Raw genomic sequence first — 24,597 nt, forward strand, 5'->3', positions numbered from 1 at the left:
TCCCGATCAAGTCGGGAATGACGGGGAAGAGGGGATACCTTACAGCGCCTTAGCCATAATACGGTTAAGTCGTGCAATAAACCCTGCGGTATCCGCTAACGTTTCACCTTCATAAAGTTTTGCTTGATCGAGCAACACATGCGCCGCATCGTCGATGAGGTTCATATCAGCTGAATCGCTAAGTTTTTTAATCAACTCATGGTTCGGGTTGATTTGTAGGATCGGTTTCGGAGCTGGGAAATCTCCGCCCATTTGCCCGAACTGTTTCATCATCTGCGCCATCATGTACCCTTGGTCTTCTTTATCGACTCTCAAGCACACCGCAGAATCGGTGAGATCAAACGTCGTTTCGACTTTCGATACGTTCTCTCCCAAAGCGTTTTGGAGCTGACCAACGAATGATTCCATCCCTTTAGCTTTCTCTTCGTGCTCTTTTTTCTCCTCTTCAGACTCTTCGAGTTTTGCATCCGAGACGTTTACGAATTTATAGTCGTTGTACTCGGTTACCATCGGGAATACGATGGTGTCGATCTCTTCGTTGAGGACGAGGACATCGATCCCTTTTGATTTGAAACGCTCTAGGGCAGGGGAGTTTTTGAGCATTTGGAGAGACATTTTGGCAGAGATATAATAGATCTCTTTTTTCTCAGCATCGACACCCTCGACGAATTTACTAAACATTACCGGCTCGGCAGAGTTTAAAGTATTGAGTTTGAGAAGCTCTAGGATACGCTCACGGTTGCCCATGTCGCTGTAAAGTCCCTCTTTGAGGACGTTTCCGAACTCTTTGTAGAACGCGTCGTATTTATCAGCGTCATTTTCAGCTACTTTTGCGAGTTCGCCCAACACTTTTTTAACCGATGCGTTTTTGATTTTTGCCATAACGCGGTTACTTTGGAGGATTTCACGGCTGACGTTCAATGGAAGGTCGGCAGAGTCGATCACCCCGCGTAGGAAGCGGAGGTAAGTCGGCATAAGCTCTTTTTCATCGTCGGTGATAAAGACACGGTTGATGTAGAGTTTGATACCGCTTTGGTAATCGACGCGGTACAAGTCCATCGGTGCTTTTGAGGGGACGTAGAAGAGGGTGGTGTATTCTAATGTACCCTCCGCGCGATTGTGCATCCAGAGTAACGGCTCGCTGGAATCATGAGCGATACTGGAGTAGAAATCTTTGTACTCTTCGTCGGTGATCTCTGATTTACTGATCGTCCACAATGCGTTGGCTTTGTTGATTTGTTTGTTGACAAGTTCGTTGTGACCTTTTTCCTCACCCTCGGCTGGGGCTACCCACTCCTCTTTGTCCATGTAGATCGGGAAAGGGATGTGGTTGGAGTATTTTTTAACGATGCTATCGATACGGTGAGTCTCTAAAAACTCGCTCTCATCGTCTTTGAGGTGCATGATGATGGTTGTACCGTGACTGTCGCGTTCTGCTGGTTCTAGGTCATATTCTGACCCCGCCATTGAGCTCCATTTGTAGGCTTGCTCTTCTCCCGCTTTACGAGAGATAACTTCGACTTTATCGGCTACCATAAACGACGCATAGAAACCGACACCGAACTGCCCGATAAGGTTCGAATCTTTTTTCTGATCGCCTGAGAGTTTCTCTAAGAACGCTTTGGTTCCTGATTTCGCGATGGTTCCGAGGTTCTCTACGAGATCCGCTTCGTTCATCCCGATACCTGTATCACTGATCGTGAGGGTTTTGCCCTCTTTGTCGATGATGATGTCGATACGAGGGGCGAAGTTGACCCCTTTGTAGGCTTCGTCGGTGAGGACGAGCATGTTGAGTTTATCGAGTGCGTCGGAGCTGTTGGAAACCAACTCGCGGACGAAAATCTCTTTGTTCGAGTACAAAGAGTGGATCATGAGATGCAAGATTTGTGAGACTTCAGTCTGAAACTGATGTTTTGCCATATGACTATCCTTAAAGGTTAAATTTTGAACTGTGATTGTAACGAAATAGTATTAATAATGCAAGTGCTATCAAATAAGTTTAGTGTTAATGACTAAAGTTTAGTATTTAATATGTGTTAAATACAAACCGTTGTGCGGAGCGATATCGGTAGAGTACCGTTTGACACAGTTTAACTGCTCAATTAACTGCTCTTTCGTTGCTTTCCCCGCCGAGATACGGAGTAAAAAACCGACCATCAGACGGATTTGGGAACGTAAAAATCCATTTCCCTCGAAAACGAGGACAAAGTATCCTTTGTGCGAGTAGGCATAGGCGTGGTAGATGATACGGGTGAAGTGATCCATATCGTTACCGCTTTTTTTGAACAGTTCAAAGCTGTGTGTCCCTTCGAAACATTTGATGGCATCGGTAATGAGTTCACGGTTCACATGGGGAACGAACGTGATGAAGTTATCCTCGAAAGGGTTAGTCGTCCCCTCTTTGATAATGTAGCGGTAGACGCGACGTTTGGCACTGTACCTCGCATGAAAATCATTCTCGACAAACTCGATTTTTAAAATGCGAATCGAAGCGGGGAGTTGGAGGTTGAGCATCTCCAGTAGCCGTTGTAAGTCACTCCAAAACAGTGGGAGATCGATGTGCATCACTTGATGTGTGGCGTGAACACCTCGATCGGTACGACCTGAGCCTTTGGGTGCGGAGTTGATTTTAAGCCGTTTGAGGGCGATGATGAGGGTGCCGATAACGGTTTCATGAGTAGTGGGTTGTTGTTGGGAACCCATAAATGCCGAGCCGTTATAACTCAGGGTGATTTTAGCACGGTTCAAAAGCGGTTTCCTACGAGACGTTTATAGATAAAATAGGTACCAACTAGCCACAAAAATGAAACCACAAAAATGGCATTAAAGGCAAGCCATTTTTGTACCGTGATGGCTACCGTATAAAAAATCACAATAGAGACAAAAATCCATAAATAGATCCACCGTTTTTGGTGACGGGCATGGACGACTCCCAATGCGACAATAAGAAAGAGTGAGAGGAGAGGGAAACAACTTAGAAGGCTATTGGTAACGAGTAGAGAATTTCGAAATTTTTGATCAATAGGTGCGGCGAGCCAATAGTCCTGTGTATTAGTATAAGCGACTTGATCTTTGGTGATTGAATCGTTGATGGTTAAGGTTTGATATTGCATACGGCGATATATTTCATTATCGTAGGTATACCCTTCTCCATTTTTTAGATGAAGTTGCAGTTGCCCCTGATTATTGGATAGTTCGGCATTGCTGGCTAATAAGAGAACTTCTTGATCTAAGTTTTTGTTAAATAATACAATGTCGCCATAGCTATGTTCTGCATTGTCGCTTTTGTTGATAAAGAGCATCCAATCGCCAAAATTATGTCCAAATTCGGATGCACTGAGGTTGAATTTAGCTTCTGCTTTTTTTTGAGCGAGAAAGTTTTTGGAAATCGATTTAATATAAGGGGTCACAACAATAAAATCGGTTAGCAATAGGATACTTAATAATAGTGAGGGGATAGCAAGTATCCGAATCAAAAAAGTAGGAGAGATACCCAACGAAAAAACTACCACCATCTCATTGTCATTCGAGAGGCGATAGAGGGTAAGGATTGCTGCGATAATAAATGAGATAGGGAGCGTGTAAAACAACAATTCAGGGAGTACAAATAGGTATAGTTTCCCCATTTCACCGAGTGTAAGCTGGATAATTGCGGTATAGGTGGCTAATTTGATTAAAAAAATAACCGATGCAATCACGAACAACGGGATAAAGATCGAGAAAAATAAAACGTTGAGATGGGAGTAGATATAGCCGCGTAATTTACCCATATAAACCTACTAAATAAGCTGTTACATAGGTATCAAACATCAGGACAATCCACGTTGCCATCGCTAGAAACGGAATAAATGGGAGTTGTTGAGAATTTTCATCCTCTTTGTTTTGGGTAAGTAGTAATGCAGGTAATGCTAAAAGGGCGGAGAGAAAGATAGCTACAAGGGCAAGTTTTACCCCTAAGATAGCCCCCATGGTAGCGGCAATCATGATATCGGCTTCTCCCATCGCCTCTTTTTTAATAGCGTAGGAGAGGTAAAAACGGAGCAATGTAAATCCACCGGCAAAGAGGAGGGCATTGGTAAAGTTATAGCCCACTTGTCCGAGAGAAGTTGCACTCAATATTGCAAATGTTAATGCTGAGAGATTGAGACTATCAGGTACCATTTTGTAGTAAAAATCGATCACCGAGAGGGAGAGTAAGAGGGTAAAAACCAGCGCAATACCAAACGCTTGGAAAGTAACTCCCAATTTGAGTGCGGTAAAAATAAAGATAAGTCCTGCCAAAGTTTCAACGATAGGGTATTGTACAGAAATTTTCTCACCGCAAAACCCACATTTCCCCCGTAAAAAGAGCCATGAGAGGATAGGTACATTGTGCCAAGCTCGAAGAGGAGTATTACAGCTCATACAGTGTGAAGCGGGAAAAGATACACTCTCATCACGTGGTGTACGGACAATCAATACATTCATAAACGAGCCGATAGCGGCACCCAAGATAAAAATAAATAACCATTCCATTAGTTCACTCCTCCAAAACGACGTTCAATTTTTTTAAATTGCGAGATAATTTGACCGAGTTCGTCACTCGTAAACTCAGGCCACAGTGTATCGGTGAAAAAGAGTTCCGCATAGGCTGATTGCCACAACAAAAAGTTGGAGATGCGGTGATCTCCTCCTGTTCGGATAAGTAAATCGACATCTATTTCACAATCAAGATGTGCTGTGAGTGACTCTATCGTAATCGATTCATTCGATGTTTGTAGTGTGTGAACCGCACGGAGTATCTCATCGCGTCCTCCGTAATTGAGAGCGAGATTTTGGACTAATCCGGTGCACCCTTCGGTTTCTTCACGCACCGATTCGATGGTTTGGTGCAATGAAGGTGAAAAAACAGATAAATCACCGATAGGGTGAAAACGGATGTTGTTGTCGAGATAGGTTGGAAGCTCTTTTTTGAGATATTTTTCCAACAGTTTCATTAAAAACTCAACTTCAAGCTTCGGGCGTTTCCAATTTTCGGTGCTAAAAGCATAGAGGGTGAGATGGGTGATCTCAGGATGTGCCGCACAATAGGTGGTAATGGTGCGTACGGTTTCAGATCCCTTCTCATGTCCTGCACTACGGTTTTTCCCCTGAGCTTCTGCCCATCGTCCGTTTCCATCCATAATGATTGCGATATGGCGCGGTTGATTACTCATAAGGATTCGGCTTGTTGTACTATTTTTTCGGCAAGGTCAAATTTGTTGTGGCGACCCAAATCAATTTCATCCTCTTTGGTGATGAACGTAATGCTATTTTTGTCTCCGCCAAAACTTTTTGCATCTTCGAGAAGGTTGTAACACACCGCATCGACCTCTTTTGTCATTAGAAGTGCTTTGGCATTGTTTAGCCCCTCTTGACTATCCATCTCCGCTTTAAAGGCTATGGTGGTAACACCCTCTCGATCTTTGGTAAGTGTACTTAAAATATCTGATGTTTGTTTGAGCTCAACTTGCCACTTTTCCCCTAACATCGATTTTTTGAGCTTCCCTTGTTGCGGGAATGCGGGGGTAAAATCCGCAACGGCGGCAACCATAAACAAAAAGGGGCGTTTTTGTATGAGTTGAATCGATTCGGTGGTGTTGAGTGAAGGTTTAGAGAGTTTCCCTTTTTTAGCAACGCGGAGGGCATCTTGGGTATATTCTAACATCTCCTTGGCATCGTCTACTTCTATCGTGTAGATACTTTTTGGGAGTCCATCGTTACCTTTGGTTGTGATGTAGCAGACATCGGCACCTTTGAGATAGAGTGAGAGAGCAATAGCTTTTGCCATTTTTCCCGAAGAGAAGTTAGAGATATAACGCACTTCATCGATTTTTTCTCGTGTTCCGCCACCGGTAACCACAACGCGCCGATCTTCCCAAAATGGCTCTTTGAGTAATATTTTTGCCGTCTCAAAAAATATATCTATCGGTTCTGCCATCGCACCATCCCCGACTACTTGACACGCTAACTCTTTGGTCTGGGTGTTGAGTATCTCATAATTAGCGATAGCGAGCATTTTCATGGATGCTTGGATCATCGGATTATGGATCATATTGGTGTTGGCTGAGGGGGCGAGTAATTTTACACCTGAAAATGCGAGGGCACATTGGGTGAGGATGGTATCGGCGATGCCGTTGGCGAGTTTGGCGATGGTATTGGCGGTCGCGGGGGCGATAACCATAATATCAGCGTTTTGGGAGAGTTGGATATGGTTAAAATCATCTCCTGCCCACGATTCGTTTGTGTCGTCCAGTACACGATTTCGACTCAGTGCTTCAAAACTGAGCGGTTGGACAAACTTTTTAGCCGCAGGGCTCATCACTACATGCACCTCTGCTCCTGCTTTGATGTAGAGGCGGAGGAGTTCGAGCGATTTGTACGCTGCAATAGAGCCTGTCACACCAAGGAGAATTTTTTTACCTGCCAAAAGGTTGGAAGGGATATTCATCATTTCCCTTTGCCGAAAAATTTGGTGAAAAATCCGGCTACTTTACGGATCGGGGTACGGCTGAGGATGAGGATATCACTCTCATATTTCCCCGCTGTGACGGTGGTTCCTGCGGCGATCATGACGTTATCGGCTATCTCAACAGGTGCTACGAGTTGGGTATCGCTTCCGACGAAGACATTTTTACCGATGATGGTTTGGTATTTTTTGACTCCATCGTAGTTGCAGGTAATCGTCCCCGCACCGATGTTGGTCCCCTCATCGATAGTCGCATCACCCAGATAGCTCAAATGTCCCGCTTTGACTCCTGTGAGGGTTGATTTTTTAACCTCGACGAAATTCCCGATATGGGTGTTTTCTAAAACGCTCAAAGGTCGAAGATGTGCCAATGGCCCTACGTCGGAATTCTTGACGATGGACTCTTCGATTACACTGTGGGCTTTGATATGGGAGTTAGAGATGAGGGTCTCTCCGCAAAGACGGACACCGTTTTCGACGATACATTCACCCTCGAATTTCACCCCCTCTTCGAGATAGATCGTCTCAGGCAACTGCATAATAACTCCCGCATCCATCCACGTGCGGCGGAGCCGATCCATCATAATCATCTCGGCTTGTGTGAGATCGTTTTTGGAATTGACTCCCTTAAACTCTACCTCTTCGACATAGAGAGGTGCAATGGATAGACCGTCATTTCGCGCCATCTCAATGACGTCGGTGAGGTAGTATTCCCCTTGGGCATTGGCGTTTGAAAGACGGGGGATATAGGTTTGCAGTACGTGATGTTTGAACGCATAAACCCCCGCATTGACGGTGTTGATCGCTTTTTCGCTCTCCGAAGCATCTTTCTCTTCGACAATACGCAATACTTGGTTGTTTTCGATGACGACACGCCCATATCCTGATGGATTATCGAGGGGGATAACGGACATTACGATGTCGGCTGGATTGGCGAGGAATTTTTCGATAGAGGTGCGCGCAACTAAAGGCATGTCACCGTTTAGAACCAAAACATCCTCATAGCGAGGTTTGACCCCCATCATCGCTCCCCCTGTTCCGGGGAAGTTTTCGGCATCTTGGGTAACAAATATCAATCCTGCGAAATGCTTTTCCATAGCCGCAGTGACAGCTTCTTTTTGGTGGGCGACGACGACGATGACATCATCGGTGATCTCTCGTGCGGCCTTGATACTGTAGTAGAGCATCTCACGTCCACAAATCTCATGGAGTACTTTAGCTTTCGGTGATTTCATCCGAGATCCCTTACCGGCGGCTAAAATGACAATAGAGAGAGAATAAGACATGCATGCTCCAAAAAAATAGATTTCTTATTTTAGCAGATTTTCACTACAATCATCTTAGGTTTATAGTAAGGGTAAAAAGTAATGAGTATAGAAGCACACCAAAATATCTCTATGCCGCCTCTGATGTATGGGACAGCATGGAAAGAAGAGAGAACTGCCGATCTTGTCGAAATGGCGGTAAAAAGCGGGTTTCGCGGGATTGATACCGCTTGTCAGCCCAAGCACTACAATGAAGCGGGAGTCGGGGAGGCGTTGCGCAGATTATTTGAACAGGGATTCTCTCGCAATGAACTTTTTATCCAAACAAAATTCACCCCTCTTAGTGGTCAAGATCCACAACGTATCCCCTATGATCCTCGTGCAGAGTTAGAGATTCAGGTGGTACAATCGTATCAACGCTCTTTGGATAATCTGGGAGTAGAGTTTATCAATTCATTGGTTTTACACTCTCCACTTTTTCCCTATTCGCAACTTATCCGTGTATGGAACGCGATGGAAGAGAGTGTATCTCATGGTGGAGTGGGGCAAATTGGGATTAGCAACTGTTATGATCTTGAGCTGTTGCAACGACTCTATAGGGATGCGACGATCAAACCTTCTGTGGTACAAAACCGTTTTTATCAAGAATCCGATTATGACAAAGAACTTCGTGAATGGTGCAATGAGATGGGGATACGCTATCAGAGTTTTTGGAGTTTGACGGCGAACCCACATATTTTGAGAAATGAGATTATCATCACTTTAGGAGAAAAATATAGCCAAACCCCTGCACAGATATGGTATCGATATCTCCATCAATGTAACATCGTCCCATTGATTGGTTCAACCTCTCAACATCATATAAACGAAGATTTACGTATTTTTGATTTTACATTGAGCGATGATGAGGTAGAAACGATTACATCGCTTTTATAACACCTTTAAATTAGAATTAGAGTAAGTGTGTGCTATTATCTACTCTTTAATTTCGGGAGCGTTATTTGGGCCGTATAGCAGTTATCTTTTTTTTATTTCCATTGCTTCTTTGGGGGGCTAATTCACCCGTTCCGGCGATGAGTTTTAATCTTGGAGCTCCCGATACACCGCAACAAATGGTGAGTTCACTCAACGTATTGTTGATGCTCACGATTCTTTTCCTCGCACCGAGTTTGGTGCTGGTCATGACTACTTTTACCCGTTTTGTCATTGTTTTTGGTTTTTTACGTCAAGCATTAGGGACACAACAAGTCCCTCCGACACAGTTACTCGTTATGCTCGCACTTATCCTTACCGTTTTTGTGATGGAACCAGTAGCGACGAAAGCGTATGATGAGGGGATAAAACCTTACAGCGAAAATAAAATCAGCTACGATGAAGCGTTCACTAAAACCACCGATCCGTTTAAAAATTTCATGGTGCGCAATACACGTGAAAAAGATTTAGCCCTCTTTTTACGGATTCGTCATATGGAAAATCCCCAATCGATTAAAGAAGTTCCGTTGACGATTGTTATCCCCGCTTTTGTCATTAGTGAACTCAAAACAGCGTTTGAAATCGGGTTTTTACTCTTTTTACCGTTTCTTGTCATCGATATGGTTGTAGCCTCTATCCTCATGTCGATGGGGATGATGATGTTGCCTCCTGTCATGATCTCGATGCCGTTTAAGATACTGGTTTTTATCATGGTTGATGGGTGGAATCTCCTCATCGGTAACTTGATTGCCAGTGTCAAATAAGGAGTAAGCATGCAATGCGATTATTTCGGTATTTGTGGCAGTTGTAGGATTTATGAATCAGGGTATCATGGACAACTGAGCTCTAAAACAGAAGAAATAGAAGAACATTTTTCCCCTTATTTCAGTGGTAAAATTGGTATATTTGAGTCCAAAGAGGAGCATTATCGCTCTCGCGCCGAGTTTAAAGTCTATCATGATGATGAGGGGTCGTTTTATGCGATGAATCGTGCTGATAAGCAAGGGGTAGTGAAAATCTCCTCATGTTCCATCGTCCATGAGAATATTGCCCGTGTTATGCAACCATTACTGGAATCTATTCGCTCAGCCGGTATTGCTCATAAACTTTTCGGGATTGATTTTCTCACCAGTAGTAGCGGTGAAGTGTTGGCTACACTGATTTATCACAAAGCACTGGATGAGTCATGGAGTGTGAGTGCTCGTGAAATCGAATCCAAATTAGGTATATTTATCATCGGACGAAGCCGTAAACAAAAGATTGTATTGACCCAAGATTACGTCACCGAGACTTTGCATATTTTTGGACGAGATTACCGTTATATCCACATCGAAAACAGTTTTACTCAGCCTAATGCACTCGTTAATGAAAAGATGATTTCATGGTCGATGGAGCAGCTAGAAGGTGTTGGGGGAGATTTGCTTGAACTTTATTGCGGTGCAGGGAATTTTACTATCCCCTTTGCTACAAAATTTGATCGCGTTTTGGCAACAGAAATTTCCAAAGCCTCGATTAGTGCCGCAAAACGGAATATGGAACTCAATGGGGTAAGTAATATCGATTTTGTTCGCCTATCTGCCGAAGAGTTTACTCAAGCACTCGATGGAACACGCGAATTTCGTCGGCTAGAGGGATTAAAAGTTGCCGATTATCACTTAAAAACCCTTTTCGTCGATCCACCTCGCGCAGGTTTGGGAGAAGAACCGTGTGCCTTTGCCGCGCGGTTCGATCATCTCCTCTACATTTCCTGTAATCCCGAAACACTGTTGCGCGATTTAGAACTTCTAAGCCAAACACATGAGGTAACAGCGATGGCACTGTTTGATCAATTTCCCTATACCCACCATTTGGAAATGGGGGTCAAATTGACTCGTAAGGGGCATTTATGAGAATACTATTGCTTTCATTGTGTACTGCAAGTTTGTTGTGTGCAACGACAAACGATCCCCAAGCTATTTTGGGGGAAGTGACTAAACTACGTCAAAAATATGAAGAGTGCCGAACATCATTGGAGAGTGGGAACGGTAACTCTAAAACACTCCAAGAGTACAGTAAAAAAAATAAGTCACTTGAACTAGAATTGTCCCAAAAAAATGGAGTTATCAAAAGTTTAGAACAAACCCTTACGGCACGTGATCGTGCCTTGCGTGAAACCACTGAGAAAAATAAAAATCTAATCTCACAGCTCCATAGCGATAAAGTCTCTTTTCAAGAGCGCGAAATGCTTAAACGCTCTTTAGTTACTGCCAAAACAGAGCTTGCCGAAGCGCAAAAAGCTCTCAAACAAGCTGGAACAGCTAAAGTCGTCTATAAAGACCATCCCGTGACAACGGAAAAGATTGTGGAAAAAATCGTCTACAAAGATCGTCCTGTAGTTACCGAAAAAATTGTAACTAAAACAGGTGAATACACTGAAAAACTTAACCAGTTGCAACGTGAACTCGAATCGGCACACGCAACGATTGCCAATCTCAAAGCATCTTCTAAATCACCGCTCAAAGAAAAAATAGTCGAGAAAGTGGTGTATAAAGATCGTATTGTTGAAAAAGTGGTGTATAAAGACAAGCCGATTGAGAAACCCAAAGTGGTTGAAAAAGTAGTCTATAAAGATCGCCCTCAAGAGAAAATTGTAGAGAAAGTAGTTTATAAAGAGAAACCGATCGAAAAACCTAAAAATATTGATAAGCTAAAACCTGTAGAAAAACCTGTTGCCAAAGTGGAACAACTCTCCCCAAAACCTAAAACTATTGATAAACTCAAAGTTAACGGAAAAATAGTTACCGATGAAGAGGGGGGTGTATTTAACCCCAAAACAAAAACTGTTATTCATGCGCAGGCAATTACTCCACAAATACCGCTTCCATCAAAACCACAATCCCCTGTAAAAGGTTTGGAGGATGAGAGACAACGCCAAATTGATAAGTTAGCTTTGGAACGTGAACGTTTGCTTGCTCATCAAACCCCTGTTGCTAAACCGCAACCGCAACAACCGCCTGTGGTTTCTAAAGAAGCTGTCTCTTCGGCAGTAAAAACATCATCTTCTACTGTAAAGCGAAGTACCCCATCCGCTTATCGTATGGCAACTAATGCCGGTATTTATAACGCTATTAACGGAACAAAAATCGATATGTGGGAGTCAGGACGTTCATTTACCTCAGGCACAGCAAATAATGGCTGGGTAAAGATTACGGGGTACTTTGTGAATCGTGTGTGGACGAGAGCGGATGAAGAGTTGTGGGTAAAAGAGAGTGACGTTATCAAACGATAGCTTTAAAACCCATTACTCGTTCCCAACGTCCTCGTTGGGAATGCATACATCAATTTTATCCCCTCTAAAGCTATAAATCATTATCATCTTTTAACAAATAAAAATAGATGGTGATTTTTCCCCTTGTTCCCAACGTCCTCGTTGGGAATGCATAACGTCAGATAAAAGTTTAGTAACTAAAGGCTATACACTCCCAAACAGGAGTTTTGGAGCGAGTGAAAAGGAGTGCTGCATGAAAATTTTATTTGGATTAATTATCGTTATTCTGACAGTGATAAATCTTGATTTGCTAGGACCTGTGTTGATATCCTACTGGCTTACAATTCTTTTGATATTCATAGCAATCAATGCAACCTATTTTTTTGTTGCTACTAATTCTCACAAACCGTATTCTCCTGAACGTCGGAGTGTTTTGTTGGTCAGTAAATGGATTTTATATGCAGCTTGGATGTTTGTTGCTACCATTATTGCTTTTGTACTTTTGCTTATGTCTGCTTCTAGGAATAGCACAGAAATTGGTATTGTTAAGATCGATAAAAGACTCAATGTTATAATGAAAGATAATGTTCCCTGTTTTTATATCGATTCATCTAAAGAGATTGATGAGTTTGAAATTGGCTATATTGTTGGATTTAAATACATAAAGATTAAGGATTCTTACTTTTATGAAGATACTTGGAGAGTTACACACTATAAGTTAAAGCTTCATATTCCCTTAACTTCGATTGTGGGCAAGGATCAGTGTATACCATATGGGTTAAATAATGAGATTCATACCAAAGAGCATAAAAAATTAGAAACAAATGTTCTATATAAAATAGCGATAAATGGAGTGAGAAAAGTTGGCGGTGTTGATCAAATAATGGCAGATTCATATTTTTATCTATCTAAAAATCCAAAAACGGGTAACAGTGAAATTAGTTTAGCTTCTCAGGAGCAAATCAATATTTTTGAGAAACACCTTATGCTAAAACTTTTTCCATCAGAAGATAATAATATCGTTAAAGAAACGGATGAATACAATAGTACCATAAAAACAAAGGATCAAAAATGAGAAAATTAACATCCGGTGAAATAGGTATGTTGCAACAATATTTTTTCCTCGTTCCCAACGTCCTCGTTGGGAATGCAGACTAATGGCTATACATTCCCAAACTGGAGTTTGGGAGCGAGAGTGGGAATAATAATATAATTGGAGAATAAGACAATGGGACGAAGCAGATATAAAATATATGAGCCGACACATCCTCATTTTATTACCTGCACGGTATTGCATTGGATACCAATTTTCACCCGTACTGATAGTGTTCAAATACTGATTGATAGTCTTAACTATTTGAAAGAAGTTGATAATCTAAAAATCTATGCTTATGTGATTTTGGAAAACCATTTGCATATGATTATTCAAAGTGATGACCTTGATAACAGTATAAAAAAATTCAAAAGTTTCACTGCAAAAGAGATATTAAAACTACTCCATACCCATAATGTCAAAATGATTCTCGATCAGTTAGCTTTTTATAAAAAAGCTCATAAAACAGATAGCAAATATCAACTATGGCAAGAAGGATCAGCTCCTAAGTTGATTCAAAGTGATGCTATGATGATTGAGCGAATAAACTATATTCATAATAACCCAGTAAAAAGAGGCTATGTGGATGAAGCGAAGTATTGGCGTTACTCAAGTGCTAGAGATTATGAGGGAAACGAAGGGTTGATTGAGGTGGAGCGGTTTTGGTAGAGATTGTATATGAGTCTGCATTCCCAAGCTGGAGCTTGGGAACGAGGAAAGAGAGTGACGTTATCAAACGATAGGTTTAAAACCCATCGTATGGTAATTTTGCCTCTTTCCATCCGAACATAAATCCGTTTTCGAGATTATATGCTTTAATCCCCTCTTTAGCGAGAAGGTTGGCAGCAGCGCTTGAGCGTGGACCGCTTCGACAGACGAGAATGACGGCATCGACTTTACGCATTTTCATCGCCTTCATAACATCGGGAACGAAGTTTTGGTTGAAAACCTCTTTAGCATCGTAGAGTTTTTGGACATCTTTATGCTCTTTTGTTTTACTGGTTTTGATCTCAAATTCCGAACTTTTTACCCTCTCTTCGATAGAGTGAGGTATATAGGTCCACTCATAAGCGGGAATATTGATAACCCCTTCACCATGACCGGTATAAATATATTCAAGAGTAGTTCGAACATCGACGATAATCGCCGTCCCTTTTTTTTGCATCTCAAATGCTTCGGTTGCGGTGAGATCACCTTCATACACATCTTCAGCTCCAAGTGCCGCGCACATAAGCAAGATGAGCAGTAATTTCTTCATGCATAAACTCCTAGTTACCAATTAATATCACAATTATATCTAAAAAGTGAATTAACATTAATAATGAAAAAATTGGGTATTATTTGAAAAAAGTGGTGAGAATCTATGCTTAAAAGTATTAGGATTGTTTATGTAAGTGATTGGGCCATCTCCGATCAAGAGCTATTAGACCAAGACCCATTTTTAAAAGTTTTAAACGAGTGTCATGCTGAAGTGACTATTCGTAGTAATTTCCCCGAGTCATTTACACAAATTGATCTTTTAATTTTACATCCGATGCAGATGAATTTGGAGATATTTGAGGTTATTAGTAAAAGCAAACTCTCTAATCCTGCTATTAAAACAGTCGTTATTTCAAGCGCACACGGGAGCGATCTTTTTTTACGTGCTATCGATGTCGGTGTTGATAAATATCTTCTTAAGCCACTTCTACCGAGTGCCGTTCAAAAGGTAGTTGAACGTCTGACTCACCAATCGATTGAAGCGAAGAATGCACAAAAAGCGTACAAACAAATTAATCTGATGTTTGGTGCGATTTCTAAAACGGCATTGGTCATACGTATCCGTAAAAACGGGATGATTTCGGAAGTTAATTCTTTATTAAGCTTGTTAGTTGGATTAGAATCTACAGCGATGGTAGATCATTATTGGCTCCGATTTGTAGAACGCCGTTTTTGGATTTATCTTAGGACATTAGTTCGTGCACGATTAGAAGCGGGTGAGATTTATCGCGGTATTATCGAACTTATTGGTAAAGAGAAACAAACGATTACAGTAGACTCAACGATTTATGCGGTTCTTGATGGTTATAATCGGATCGAAGAGATTGTTTTTATCGGTCATGATGTGAGTGAGATGAAAAGGGCTATTTTAGAGAGTATGAAACAGCTTATCGATTATGATACCTCTTTGGCAGTTTTGTTTGATCACAATTATGAAGCAATCATGGCGAATAAAAAGTTTTTAAAAGCGAATAATTATAAAAGTTTTGATGAACTCATTCATAGTTGTGATTTATGTTCATGGATGGTCGAAACGAATGAAGGACTGGAACCTATTTTGAGTACACAGTGCTCACAAAAAGAGAGTTTGGAATTTATCGTTAAAAAGATTAAAAAAGGGCATATTCAGGGGCGTATCATTTCGATAGGTGTGAATAATATCAAGACATACTATACTGTCCACATGAGTTCTATGAGTAATCCTCTGATACAAAATGAACACTATCATATCCTCTATTTTGTGGATGTTAGCGATATTGAACGTCATAAAGAGGACAAGATTAACGATGCTAAACTGATGAGTGTTGGACGTTTAGCCGCAGCGATTACCCATGAAATCAACACACCAGTTACGTATATCAAAGGTAATCTTGAACTATTGAAATGGGAATGTGAAGATAAAATTAGTGATGCGGAAGAGCTATTTAGACCTATAGATGAAGGTATCTCACGGATAGAATCGATTGTGAAATCAATGTATGAGTTTGCAGGAACGGGTAAAGAGGAGATACAGCCATTCAATGTGCATATGACATTGATTTATGCACTGCGTATCATATTGAATCGTGCAAAGCATATTGTCACAATACGTATCAATGGAGAAGCTTTTAATTTATCCACCCAATATGATCCACTTAGTTGTAAAACAATGGGTATCTCGACCCGTTTGGAACAAGTGTGGATTATTATCATCAATAATGCACTCGATGAATTTGAAAAAGGGGAGATACCTTACGAAGATAGAGAAATTAATATTACACTTAACTACAATGAAGATGATATTGTAGTAAAATTAGCCGATAATGCCGGAGGGATACCTGAATCGATCTTAAATGGAATTTTTGATTTTGCGGTAAGCGGTGTTAAAAAGCAAAGTATGGGTATCGGGCTGAATGTAGCCAAAGCGATTATTGACAAACACGGTGGAGCAATCTATGTCAATAATGAGAAGCAAGGTGCTGTATTTGAAATTCATTTAAAAAAATTTAAGGGAGAATCATAATGTTTTTTGGAAAAGAAGCGGCGAAATATAAAGAAGAAGCAGATACTTTACGGGTTGAGAGAGATAGATTAAAAGAGGAACTAGCTTTATATAAAGAGATTGCCGCATTGAGTCTTAATGAAGCGGTGATGGTTTTAAATGAGCGAAATGAGGCGATTTTTTACAACTCTAAAGCTGACTTAATAACGAACAAAGATGCAGTCATTAGAGAACTGACCAAAGAGTCAAAAGAGATCGTTGTCGGAGAGTGTGAAGCTTCGGTTGTGAGCAAAAAACTGAGTAACGGCATCAAAGGCTTTATTCTTACAAAAGCATCTATAATCGGAGGCGAAGATGGTGGATTGCTTGAGATGCACCAAAAGAGTATTAAAGGGGCATTGGATGCGACTCAACATGTATTTATTGATATTTTAGATAAACTCAAAGAGATGGTTGAACAGTCGAATGAAACGGCTCGAGGTTCTGATGAAGGGCTCACAATAGCCAAACATGTTGATGAAGATATGGGTAAACTAGCCGAATTGATGGAAGGTACTCTCTCGACAACCGCCAATCTTGTCAATCGATCACATGAAGTTTCGAGTGTTGTTGCATTGATTAAAGATATCGCCGATCAAACCAATTTGCTGGCACTAAATGCTGCTATCGAAGCGGCGCGTGCAGGGGAACACGGTCGAGGATTTGCTGTTGTTGCCGATGAGGTGAGAAAACTGGCGGAGCGAACCCAAAAAGCGACCAAAGAGATTGAGATTGTGATTCAATCGATGCAACAAGATACCAGTGAGATCGAAACCGCTACCGAAGAGCTTTCAGGAATTGTGACAAGTACGAAAGGTGAAGTGAGTCAAATGTCTGATCGGATGGAAAGTTTTCAGCGCAACTCCTCTCGAAGTGTATTTGAAATTATGGATATCAGTAACTATATTTTTAGTAATTTGGCAAAAATTGACCATGTTATCTATAAAAATAATGTGTACGCTTTCTTATTCGGTCAAGAAAATGCCTTTAAAGCGGTTGATCATCATTCGTGTCGTTTAGGAAAATGGTATGAAAATGGTGTTGGTAAAGAGCAATTTGGAATGCTTAAATCGTACAGTCGATTAGAAGGTCCACATGCGACGGTTCACTCAAATGCGAATGCGTTGATTGCCGATTGCGGTGATGGACATAAACTCTGCTCACGCACACAAATCGAACAACGTATCAGAACCATTGAAGCAGCCAGCAAAGAGGTGTTTGAAGCATTGGATATTCTGGTCGCTGAAAAAAATGAACAAATGATGAGCAGCGCTATTAATAATCTGTTTGGAGGGAAAAAATGATCCGTTTAATGATTGTCGATGATGAAACGTCGATTGGAACTATGTTGGAAAAAGCACTTGTACGTTCCAAAGATATTAGTGTAACCTATTTTGATAATCCTGTGACTGCACTATCGCGATTTCGCAAAGGTGAATACGATGGGGTATTGCTCGATATTATGATGCCCCAAAAAGATGGTATAAGTGTTCTTGAAGAGATTAAAGCTAAAGATCCTGAATGTATAGTTATTATGATGACGGCCTATTCTACCCTTGATAAAGTACTACAAAGTCATAAAATCGGAGCTGATCACTATATTCTTAAGCCCTTTGATTCACTCAGCAATGTTGAGAAGAAAGTGCGTGAATTAGTTAAAGAGCGTAAATAATGTGAGGGGGGATGGCTTCCCCTTTTTTTTTGTCTAAATTTTTTATACATTAGTAAATCGCTATGAATACTTGACAATAAGAAAAAGCTATATTAATATGTGTAAAAAATATAGGAGAAAACTATGGCTCAACAATGCCCTTTAATTTTTCGACAAGTCGATGCAACTGTTACACGTATTAATACGTTATTTGTCATGGTCGGTATTATTGCCTTTTTAGCGACACAATTGTCGATAATATTAATAGCATTAATCATCGATTTTGCTCTTCGGTTATATGGATATAAACATATAAGTCCTATCAATATCAGTTCATTATGGATACAAAAAACTTTTGCACTTCCGAGTAAAATGGAAGATGCCGGAGCAAAACGTCTTGCCGCTTTTTTTGGGGTAGGGTTTACCATTGCACTGCTAGTGTGTTCATCTATTGGTGCGGATATAGCGGGTGCTTTGATTGCCGGAATATTTTTATTTTGTGCCGGATTGGAATTGGTATTTGGATTTTGTATTGCGTGTAAAATTTATTATATTGCCAAAAAAATCTATCCAAAAGGGTTTGTATAATGGCAGCACTCTCTACTAAAGCAGTATATGGTTTGGCTGCGATGCATGTTCTCTCCCACGCCCCAAATGGGCGATCTATGCAAGTGCGAGAAATCTCGGCAATGACTCAACTCTCCCACGGTTATTTAGAACAACTTCTCTCAGCATTGCGGAGAAGTCATCTCGTTGTCAGTACTCGTGGAGCATCAGGTGGATATAAACTAGCTCGTGGAGCGCATGAGATAGAGGTGATTGAAATCGTCGAAGCGTTGGAAGGGCCGTTTTATAAGATTGAGGGCAATGTAGGATCAAGTTTGATTTTAGAATATTATTGGAAAGAGATTGAGGAAAAAATGAGAGGGTTGTTCGCCTCAAAACTCTCTGAGCTTGATCGTGCTTATCAACCCCATTTTTACGATATTTAGCGTCTCTTATTTTTCGATTCGATGAGACGGCGGTTTTGCATCATCATCACTTCAATCTCTTTAGCACTTTTTTGTTCATAGATAGGTTGCGAGGACTGAAAAACTTCTGCATAAAAATCGGCTAATGTTTTCCCTTTTTTAGTCGCGGGGAGTTTTTTCCGTAGTGTGAAATAATCAATGTTTGAAGGTTCTTCAAATTTGGCAAGAATTGCTTCTCGAAGGGGGTATTTGCTCATCGTATACTCTTTAAAATATTTTGTGTACTAAAACGAATACATCCGTTTTAGTAGCAGGGACAAATGTCCCTTGCAACCCCCTAAAGCTACAAAAACTTTGTTTTTGAGATTTTTAGTCACATAGTGAGTAGGGTCTTATTCTAAATGTATAGCAATTTTTATTCCTAAAGCCCCTCATTAATAATATACCACAACCGTTCTACTTCATCATCATCGAGAAAAAGGGTAGAGTAATGTTCATAAAGCCATGAAAGCCCTTTTGCATTGATGCTAAGGGTATGGGAACACTCCTTGTGAGCAGGTAAAAACGCCCGTATAAGTGAGATGCCGTTAAGAATGGGTTCATCACAAAAAAAGCAGTTTAGCTCTCGATGGAGTCGCCCTTCATGTTCTAAAAGTTGGACATACGCTTCGATAGCGAGCCGTTTAGGATTTTGATTTTTCCACCGTTGTGCCGTATCTTCGAGAAGATTAAAATAAAAACTCCCAATCTCTTCGGAGTGTTGTAAATGGGGGTAGAAGAGGGTGATAAATTGTTGCCATATTCGAATCCGCTCATACTCTCCCATCCATGGAAATCCCAAATGGATTACATCTCTCATTCTAGAGATGGTACTTTTGAGAGAAGATTCGGATTCGTAGTCGATTTTGAACCCAAGATTAATAGGACTATGACGCGCTCCATAGAAGCGATAAAGGGTTGTTAAGTTTGTCTCCGATATGATTGTGACGATCATATCTTCATCTTTGACGCGACTAAGTTTGATTATAAATCCTTGCATTTTCTGTTACTGCACCGCACAATCATTTATTTTTTGCTTGAAAATTACACTAATTTTAAAACTTTTTAACCTAAAAACGGGTAAAATAAAGAAATTTCCATCCTCTTTAAACTACTTATGTTTAAAAAGAGATTAAAAAAGGTGTTTTATTCGTGGAATATCAAGATTTATTACGTTCTTTTAAAGACAACTGCGGTTTTGGGCTGATTGCCAACATTAAAAATCGTCCTTCTCATGAAACTTTGGAGAATGCGATTACGGCATTAGAGCGGATGATGCATCGTGGTGCAGTTGCCGCTGATGGTAAAACGGGGGACGGTAGTGGATTACTTCTCTCTATTCCTCATGATTTTATGCGTGGAGCGGCATTGGACAATGGTGTAGAGCTTCCTGAAATGTATGCTATTGCGGTAGTTTTTACCCGTGATAGAGCACAGCTGGATGTGTTGGAACGTACCTGTATCAACAACGATCTCAAAGTGGTATTGAAACGTACCGTACCACTGGATACCAATGCATTGGGTGAACAAGCACTAGCGTCTCTCCCTGAGATTTACCATGTGTTTATCACTCCAAATTCATTGATGGCAAGTCAACGTTTTGATGCATTGTTGTATTTGAGTCGTAAAGAGACCGAACATCTTTTGGTTGATGACCAAGATTTTTATATTCCATCGATGAGTTCACGGGTGATTTCGTATAAAGGTTTGATTATGCCGACGCATATCAAAGAGTTTTATATCGATTTACAAAATGAAAACTTTAAAATCTCATTTTCACTGTTTCACCAACGTTTCTCAACCAATACCCTCCCAAAATGGCGTTTGGCTCAACCGTTTCGCTCGGTTGCACACAATGGTGAGATTAACTCTGTCGAAGCAAACCGTTTTAATGTTGCGGTTAAATCAGAATCCATCAAAAGTGAAGTGTTTACTGATGAAGAGATTGCACGACTTTTACCTATTTTACAACCATACGGATCAGACAGTGCAAGTGCCGATAACTTCTTTGAATTTTTGATTGCCAACGGTATGGATTTCTTCAAAGCGGCGCGCGCGGTTATCCCTGCACCGTGGCAAAATGCACCCCATATGGATCCACAACTTCGTGCGTTTTATGAGTATCACTCTACCGTATTTGAAGCGTGGGACGGACCAGCGGCATTTTCACTCACCGATGGTCGCTATATCGGATGTGTCCTCGATCGTAATGGTCTTCGTCCATCGAAATACATTATTACCTATGATGATACCCTCCTTATCGCAAGTGAGTATGGGGTTATCGATATTGCTGAAGAGAATATCAAAGAACGCGGTCGTCTCCAATCAGGACAAATGATCGGACTCGATTTGAAATTCGGCAAAGTTCTTAAAGATGGTGATATTAACGAATATTTAAAATCGTCTAATCCGTATATGAGTTGGTTGAACAATCACATGACCTATCTCCAAGAGCATGTTGAACACCAATTTATTACCAAATGTGATTGTACCGCTGATGAATTGGTTCAACGTCAACGCTATTACAATATCACCCAAGAGGTGATTGAACAAGTTATCGAGCCGATGATGCGTGATGGTAAAGAGGCAGTTGGATCGATGGGTGATGATACCCCTCTTGCGGCATTTAGTAGTGTCCAGCGCAACTTTAGCGACTATTTCAAACAACGTTTTGCCCAAGTTACCAACCCTCCGATTGACCCTATTCGTGAAAAAGTGGTGATGAGTTTGAATACCGGATTTGGGGAAATTCATAATATTTTGGATGAGATTCCTTCTCATGCGAACCGTTTAAAAGCGATTTCACCGGTTATGCTCAAAGAGAAATTGGAAGTTCTAAAATCATTTGGGGATAAAAAATCACCCCGCTATCACCCATCGTACAGTAATGAGATATTCTCAACCGCTTTTAGCGGAAGCTTGAGGGCTGCCTTGGATGCTTTAGCTGATAAAGTTATCAAAGGGGTTAAAGAAGAGGGTGTCCGTGTCATCATTTTAGAAGAGAGCGGATTTGACAAAGACCACAAAACGATCCCTATGTTAATGGCAGTCGGTCGAATTAACCGTGCGTTGTTGGATGCAAAAGTACGTCATTTAGGCTCTATCGTTGCGTGTACCTCTGAAGTGATTGATTCTCACGGTGCAGCGACATTGATCGCTTACGGTGCGAGTGCGGTTTATCCAACACTTTTGTTCTCAACGATTTCGGCGCGTGTAAAACAAGCTAATGAAAGTGAAGAGAACTGTGTTGAAGCGTTCAAAGCAGCTCATCACGCCCTTAATGGCGGATTACTAAAAATCATGTCAAAAATGGGGATTGCAACGATTGCGTCATACCGTAACTCTGGCTTATTTGACGTTATCGGTTTGAGTCGAGAGATTGTTCATGATTGTTTTGGTGAGTCTCATGTGATGATTCCAGGTCTTAGCTATGAAGATATCGATGCTCGTTTGGATCGCAACCACAAAGAGGCGTTTGAAGTGGGTGGTTTTAACCGTATTTTCCCTCTCAAAATTGGTGGTTTTTACAAGTTTTATAACGGACAAGAGCACCACGATTTTAATCCGGATGTCATCCACGCAATCCATCGTGTCTCAAAAAGCGGAAAACGTGAAGATTTCGATTTCTTGAGCAATTTGATTAACAAACGGGGTCAAAAATTTATCCGTGATTTCTTTGAGTTCAAATCAGATCGTAGTGCTATCGATATCTCTGAAGTAGAACCGAAAGAGGCAATCTTCAAACGTTTTGCCTCTGCGGCAATGTCACTGGGTTCTATCTCTCCTGAAGCACATGAGTGTCTAGCGGTAGCGATGAACACTATCGGTGCACAAAGCAACTCGGGTGAGGGTGGAGAAGATTCAGCCCGTTTTGATACTCTGAAAAACTCTAAAATCAAACAAGTAGCTTCTGGACGTTTCGGGGTTACTCCAGCGTATCTCCGTTCTGCTGAAGAGATTCAGATCAAAGTAGCCCAAGGGGCAAAACCGGGTGAGGGTGGACAGCTTCCGGGGCATAAAGTCTCAGGACTAATCGCCCGTCTTCGTCATACGACTCCGGGGGTTACACTGATTTCACCTCCTCCGCACCATGATATTTACTCTATCGAGGATTTGGCACAGCTTATTTTTGATATGAAGCAAGTTAATCCATCCGCAAAAGTAGCGGTAAAACTCGTCTCAGCTGCCGGTGTCGGGACGATTGCAGCGGGTGTTGCCAAAGCATACGCCGATAAAATCATCATCTCCGGTGGTGATGGCGGTACGGGTGCTGCACCGCTCACCTCGATCAAGTTTGCGGGGAATCCGTGGGAACTTGGACTTTCAGAAGCGCACAATGCATTAAAAGTAAATAATCTTCGCGGGCTTGTCCATGTTCAAACAGACGGTGGACTCAAAAGCGGTGTCGATGTTGTCAAAGCGGCGATGTTAGGGGCTGAGAGTTATGCATTCGGTACGGGTGCACTCGCGATTATCGGATGTAAAATGCTCCGTATTTGTCATGTCAATAAATGTTCTGTCGGTATTGCGACTCAAAATGAGACGTTGCGTAGTGAATATTTTAATGGTACGGTAGAACAACTCATCAATTATTTCACCTATTTAGCCGAAGATGTTCGTCAAATTATGGCAAAATTGGGATATAAAACTATGGAAGAGTTGGTGGGACGCAGTGATCTCCTCCAAGTCACCGATAACGATTTCGCCCGTAAATTTGATTTTAGTGCCGTATTGCATCGCGAAGAGGGAGTCAATACGTGTCAAGAGCCATCCAATAAACCGTTTGATGATAACGCATTTGAAATCGACGTATTAGCCGAAGCGATGGATGCGATTAAAAACCCTGAACGCCCTATCCGTATTGTACGTGATATTTGTAACCTTAACCGTAGTTTCGGTGCTCGTATCAGTGGTGAAATCGCCCAATATTATGGGGATAAAGGGCTTAAAACCGATACGATTAAAATCGATCTTAATGGTATCGCAGGTCAAGCATTGGGTGCATTTTTAATCCACGGTGTCTCTATCCGTTTGGAGGGTGTGGCGAACGATTACATCGGTAAAGGGATGCACGGCGGTAAAATCATCATCAAATCTCGTAACCAAGGTGAAGCGTTTGCAGCGGGCGGTAACACGTGTCTTTATGGGGCAACTGGCGGTAAATTATTTATCGCGGGTTCCGTAGGAGAGCGTTTCGCGGTACGTAACTCAGGAGCTTTGGCAATCGTCGAGGGGACAGGTGATAATGCGTGTGAGTACATGACGGGCGGTATTGTTGTCATCTTGGGTCAAACGGGAATCAACTTCGGTGCTGGTATGACAGGCGGTATTGCGTTTGTGTATGATGAAAACCACAGTTTCGTCGAAAATGTCAACCGTGAATTGGTTGATGCATTGCGTATCGATACCGATGATGGAGACGAAGCACGCCATTATCTCAAACGTCTGTTAAAAGATTACGTTGCAGAGACCCAAAGTGAAAAAGCACAACTGCTTCTTAACAATTTCCGCAACGAAATCCGAAATTTTTGGCTTGTAAGACCGAAAAACTTAACCAAATTGCCACTTAATCCTGATAAAGGGGACTAATAT

General features: G+C 41.4%; 22 protein-coding genes. 12 read left to right on the forward strand and 10 right to left on the reverse strand.

Going from position 1 to position 24,597, the window contains the following annotated elements:
- Positions 1–39: 39 nt before the first annotated feature.
- The 7 genes from htpG to glmU form a co-directional block, all read right to left on the reverse strand.
- A complete protein-coding gene (gene htpG, locus PHC76_RS10420; RefSeq protein ID WP_299975083.1) occupies positions 40–1,920 on the reverse strand; it encodes a molecular chaperone HtpG in 1,881 nt (626 codons plus the stop codon).
- Between the two features lie 99 nt (positions 1,921–2,019).
- Positions 2,020–2,748 carry a tRNA pseudouridine(38-40) synthase TruA gene (gene truA / locus PHC76_RS10425; RefSeq protein ID WP_299975086.1) on the reverse strand — a complete coding sequence of 243 codons (729 nt, stop codon included), beginning with the start codon at positions 2,746–2,748 and terminating at the stop codon, positions 2,020–2,022.
- Positions 2,745–3,770 carry an LptF/LptG family permease gene (locus PHC76_RS10430; RefSeq protein ID WP_299975089.1) on the reverse strand — a complete coding sequence of 342 codons (1,026 nt, stop codon included), beginning with the start codon at positions 3,768–3,770 and terminating at the stop codon, positions 2,745–2,747. Before PHC76_RS10430 ends, truA begins: the two co-directional genes overlap by 4 nt.
- Positions 3,763–4,515 (reverse strand): A24 family peptidase, encoded by a 753-nt coding sequence (locus PHC76_RS10435; RefSeq protein WP_299975092.1) that lies wholly within the window; start codon positions 4,513–4,515, stop codon positions 3,763–3,765. Before PHC76_RS10435 ends, PHC76_RS10430 begins: the two co-directional genes overlap by 8 nt.
- Positions 4,515–5,195 carry a di-trans,poly-cis-decaprenylcistransferase gene (locus PHC76_RS10440; protein WP_300210041.1) on the reverse strand — a complete coding sequence of 227 codons (681 nt, stop codon included), beginning with the start codon at positions 5,193–5,195 and terminating at the stop codon, positions 4,515–4,517. Before PHC76_RS10440 ends, PHC76_RS10435 begins: the two co-directional genes overlap by 1 nt.
- Positions 5,192–6,469: a bifunctional phosphopantothenoylcysteine decarboxylase/phosphopantothenate--cysteine ligase CoaBC gene (coaBC, locus tag PHC76_RS10445; RefSeq protein ID WP_299975098.1), complete on the reverse strand. Its 1,278-nt coding sequence runs from the start codon at positions 6,467–6,469 to the stop codon at positions 5,192–5,194. Before coaBC ends, PHC76_RS10440 begins: the two co-directional genes overlap by 4 nt.
- Complete coding sequence (gene glmU / locus PHC76_RS10450) at positions 6,469–7,773, reverse strand: bifunctional UDP-N-acetylglucosamine diphosphorylase/glucosamine-1-phosphate N-acetyltransferase GlmU (protein ID WP_299975101.1); 1,305 nt, start codon at positions 7,771–7,773, stop codon at positions 6,469–6,471. Before glmU ends, coaBC begins: the two co-directional genes overlap by 1 nt.
- Positions 7,774–7,854: 81 nt before the next feature.
- On the opposite strand from glmU, the gene PHC76_RS10455 reads away from it, so the two are divergent.
- The 6 genes from PHC76_RS10455 (at position 7,855) to PHC76_RS10480 (ending at position 13,733) form a co-directional block, all read left to right on the forward strand.
- Positions 7,855–8,688 (forward strand): aldo/keto reductase, encoded by an 834-nt coding sequence (locus tag PHC76_RS10455; protein ID WP_299975104.1) that lies wholly within the window; start codon positions 7,855–7,857, stop codon positions 8,686–8,688.
- Positions 8,689–8,762: 74 nt separating this feature from the next.
- On the forward strand, positions 8,763–9,488 hold the full coding sequence (fliP, locus tag PHC76_RS10460) for a flagellar type III secretion system pore protein FliP (protein WP_299975107.1): 726 nt from the start codon (positions 8,763–8,765) through the stop codon (positions 9,486–9,488).
- Between the two features lie 9 nt (positions 9,489–9,497).
- A complete protein-coding gene (gene trmA / locus PHC76_RS10465; protein ID WP_300210042.1) occupies positions 9,498–10,613 on the forward strand; it encodes a tRNA (uridine(54)-C5)-methyltransferase TrmA in 1,116 nt (371 codons plus the stop codon).
- Positions 10,610–11,992, forward strand: coding sequence for a hypothetical protein (locus tag PHC76_RS10470; RefSeq protein WP_299971606.1), 1,383 nt, complete (start codon positions 10,610–10,612; stop codon positions 11,990–11,992). Before trmA ends, PHC76_RS10470 begins: the two co-directional genes overlap by 4 nt.
- Positions 11,993–12,224: 232 nt before the next feature.
- Positions 12,225–13,046, forward strand: a complete 822-nt coding sequence (locus PHC76_RS10475) for a hypothetical protein (protein WP_299971607.1) — start codon at positions 12,225–12,227, stop codon at positions 13,044–13,046.
- A 153-nt stretch (positions 13,047–13,199) separates the two neighbouring features.
- Positions 13,200–13,733 (forward strand): transposase, encoded by a 534-nt coding sequence (locus PHC76_RS10480; protein ID WP_299971610.1) that lies wholly within the window; start codon positions 13,200–13,202, stop codon positions 13,731–13,733.
- 76 nt (positions 13,734–13,809) lie between these two features.
- On the opposite strand, the gene PHC76_RS10485 is transcribed toward PHC76_RS10480, so the two are convergent.
- A complete protein-coding gene (locus PHC76_RS10485) occupies positions 13,810–14,322 on the reverse strand; it encodes a rhodanese-like domain-containing protein (RefSeq protein ID WP_299971613.1) in 513 nt (170 codons plus the stop codon).
- 105 nt (positions 14,323–14,427) lie between these two features.
- Between PHC76_RS10485 and PHC76_RS10490 the strand changes: the two genes are divergently transcribed.
- From PHC76_RS10490 to PHC76_RS10510, 5 genes are all read left to right on the forward strand, one after another.
- Entirely contained in the window at positions 14,428–16,326 is a 1,899-nt protein-coding gene (locus PHC76_RS10490) for an ATP-binding protein (protein WP_299971615.1), read from the forward strand.
- Positions 16,326–17,648 carry a methyl-accepting chemotaxis protein gene (locus PHC76_RS10495; protein WP_299971618.1) on the forward strand — a complete coding sequence of 441 codons (1,323 nt, stop codon included), beginning with the start codon at positions 16,326–16,328 and terminating at the stop codon, positions 17,646–17,648. The genes PHC76_RS10490 and PHC76_RS10495 overlap by 1 nt, the downstream gene beginning before the upstream one ends.
- The gene (locus tag PHC76_RS10500) at positions 17,645–18,016 is read left to right on the forward strand and encodes a response regulator (protein WP_299971621.1); all 372 of its coding nucleotides are present in this window, start codon (positions 17,645–17,647) and stop codon (positions 18,014–18,016) included. Before PHC76_RS10495 ends, PHC76_RS10500 begins: the two co-directional genes overlap by 4 nt.
- A gap of 123 nt (positions 18,017–18,139) precedes the next feature.
- On the forward strand, positions 18,140–18,583 hold the full coding sequence (locus PHC76_RS10505; protein WP_299971624.1) for a DUF4395 domain-containing protein: 444 nt from the start codon (positions 18,140–18,142) through the stop codon (positions 18,581–18,583).
- Positions 18,583–18,987: an Rrf2 family transcriptional regulator gene (locus PHC76_RS10510; protein ID WP_299971627.1), complete on the forward strand. Its 405-nt coding sequence runs from the start codon at positions 18,583–18,585 to the stop codon at positions 18,985–18,987. The genes PHC76_RS10505 and PHC76_RS10510 overlap by 1 nt, the downstream gene beginning before the upstream one ends.
- Here the strand turns inward: PHC76_RS10510 and PHC76_RS10515 are convergent.
- Together PHC76_RS10515 and recO are read right to left on the reverse strand one after the other, a co-directional pair.
- Positions 18,984–19,223: a hypothetical protein gene (locus PHC76_RS10515; protein ID WP_299971629.1), complete on the reverse strand. Its 240-nt coding sequence runs from the start codon at positions 19,221–19,223 to the stop codon at positions 18,984–18,986. The two genes, PHC76_RS10510 and PHC76_RS10515, sit on opposite strands and share 4 nt — an antisense overlap.
- 164 nt (positions 19,224–19,387) lie before the next feature.
- Entirely contained in the window at positions 19,388–20,005 is a 618-nt protein-coding gene (recO, locus tag PHC76_RS10520) for a recombination protein RecO (RefSeq protein ID WP_299971631.1), read from the reverse strand.
- Positions 20,006–20,157: 152 nt separating this feature from the next.
- On the opposite strand from recO, the gene gltB reads away from it, so the two are divergent.
- Positions 20,158–24,594 carry a glutamate synthase large subunit gene (gene gltB / locus PHC76_RS10525; RefSeq protein WP_299971633.1) on the forward strand — a complete coding sequence of 1,479 codons (4,437 nt, stop codon included), beginning with the start codon at positions 20,158–20,160 and terminating at the stop codon, positions 24,592–24,594.
- Positions 24,595–24,597 lie beyond the last annotated feature (3 nt).

The sequence above is a fragment of the Sulfuricurvum sp. genome, from assembly GCF_028710345.1.
GTDB lineage: Bacteria > Campylobacterota > Campylobacteria > Campylobacterales > Sulfurimonadaceae > Sulfuricurvum.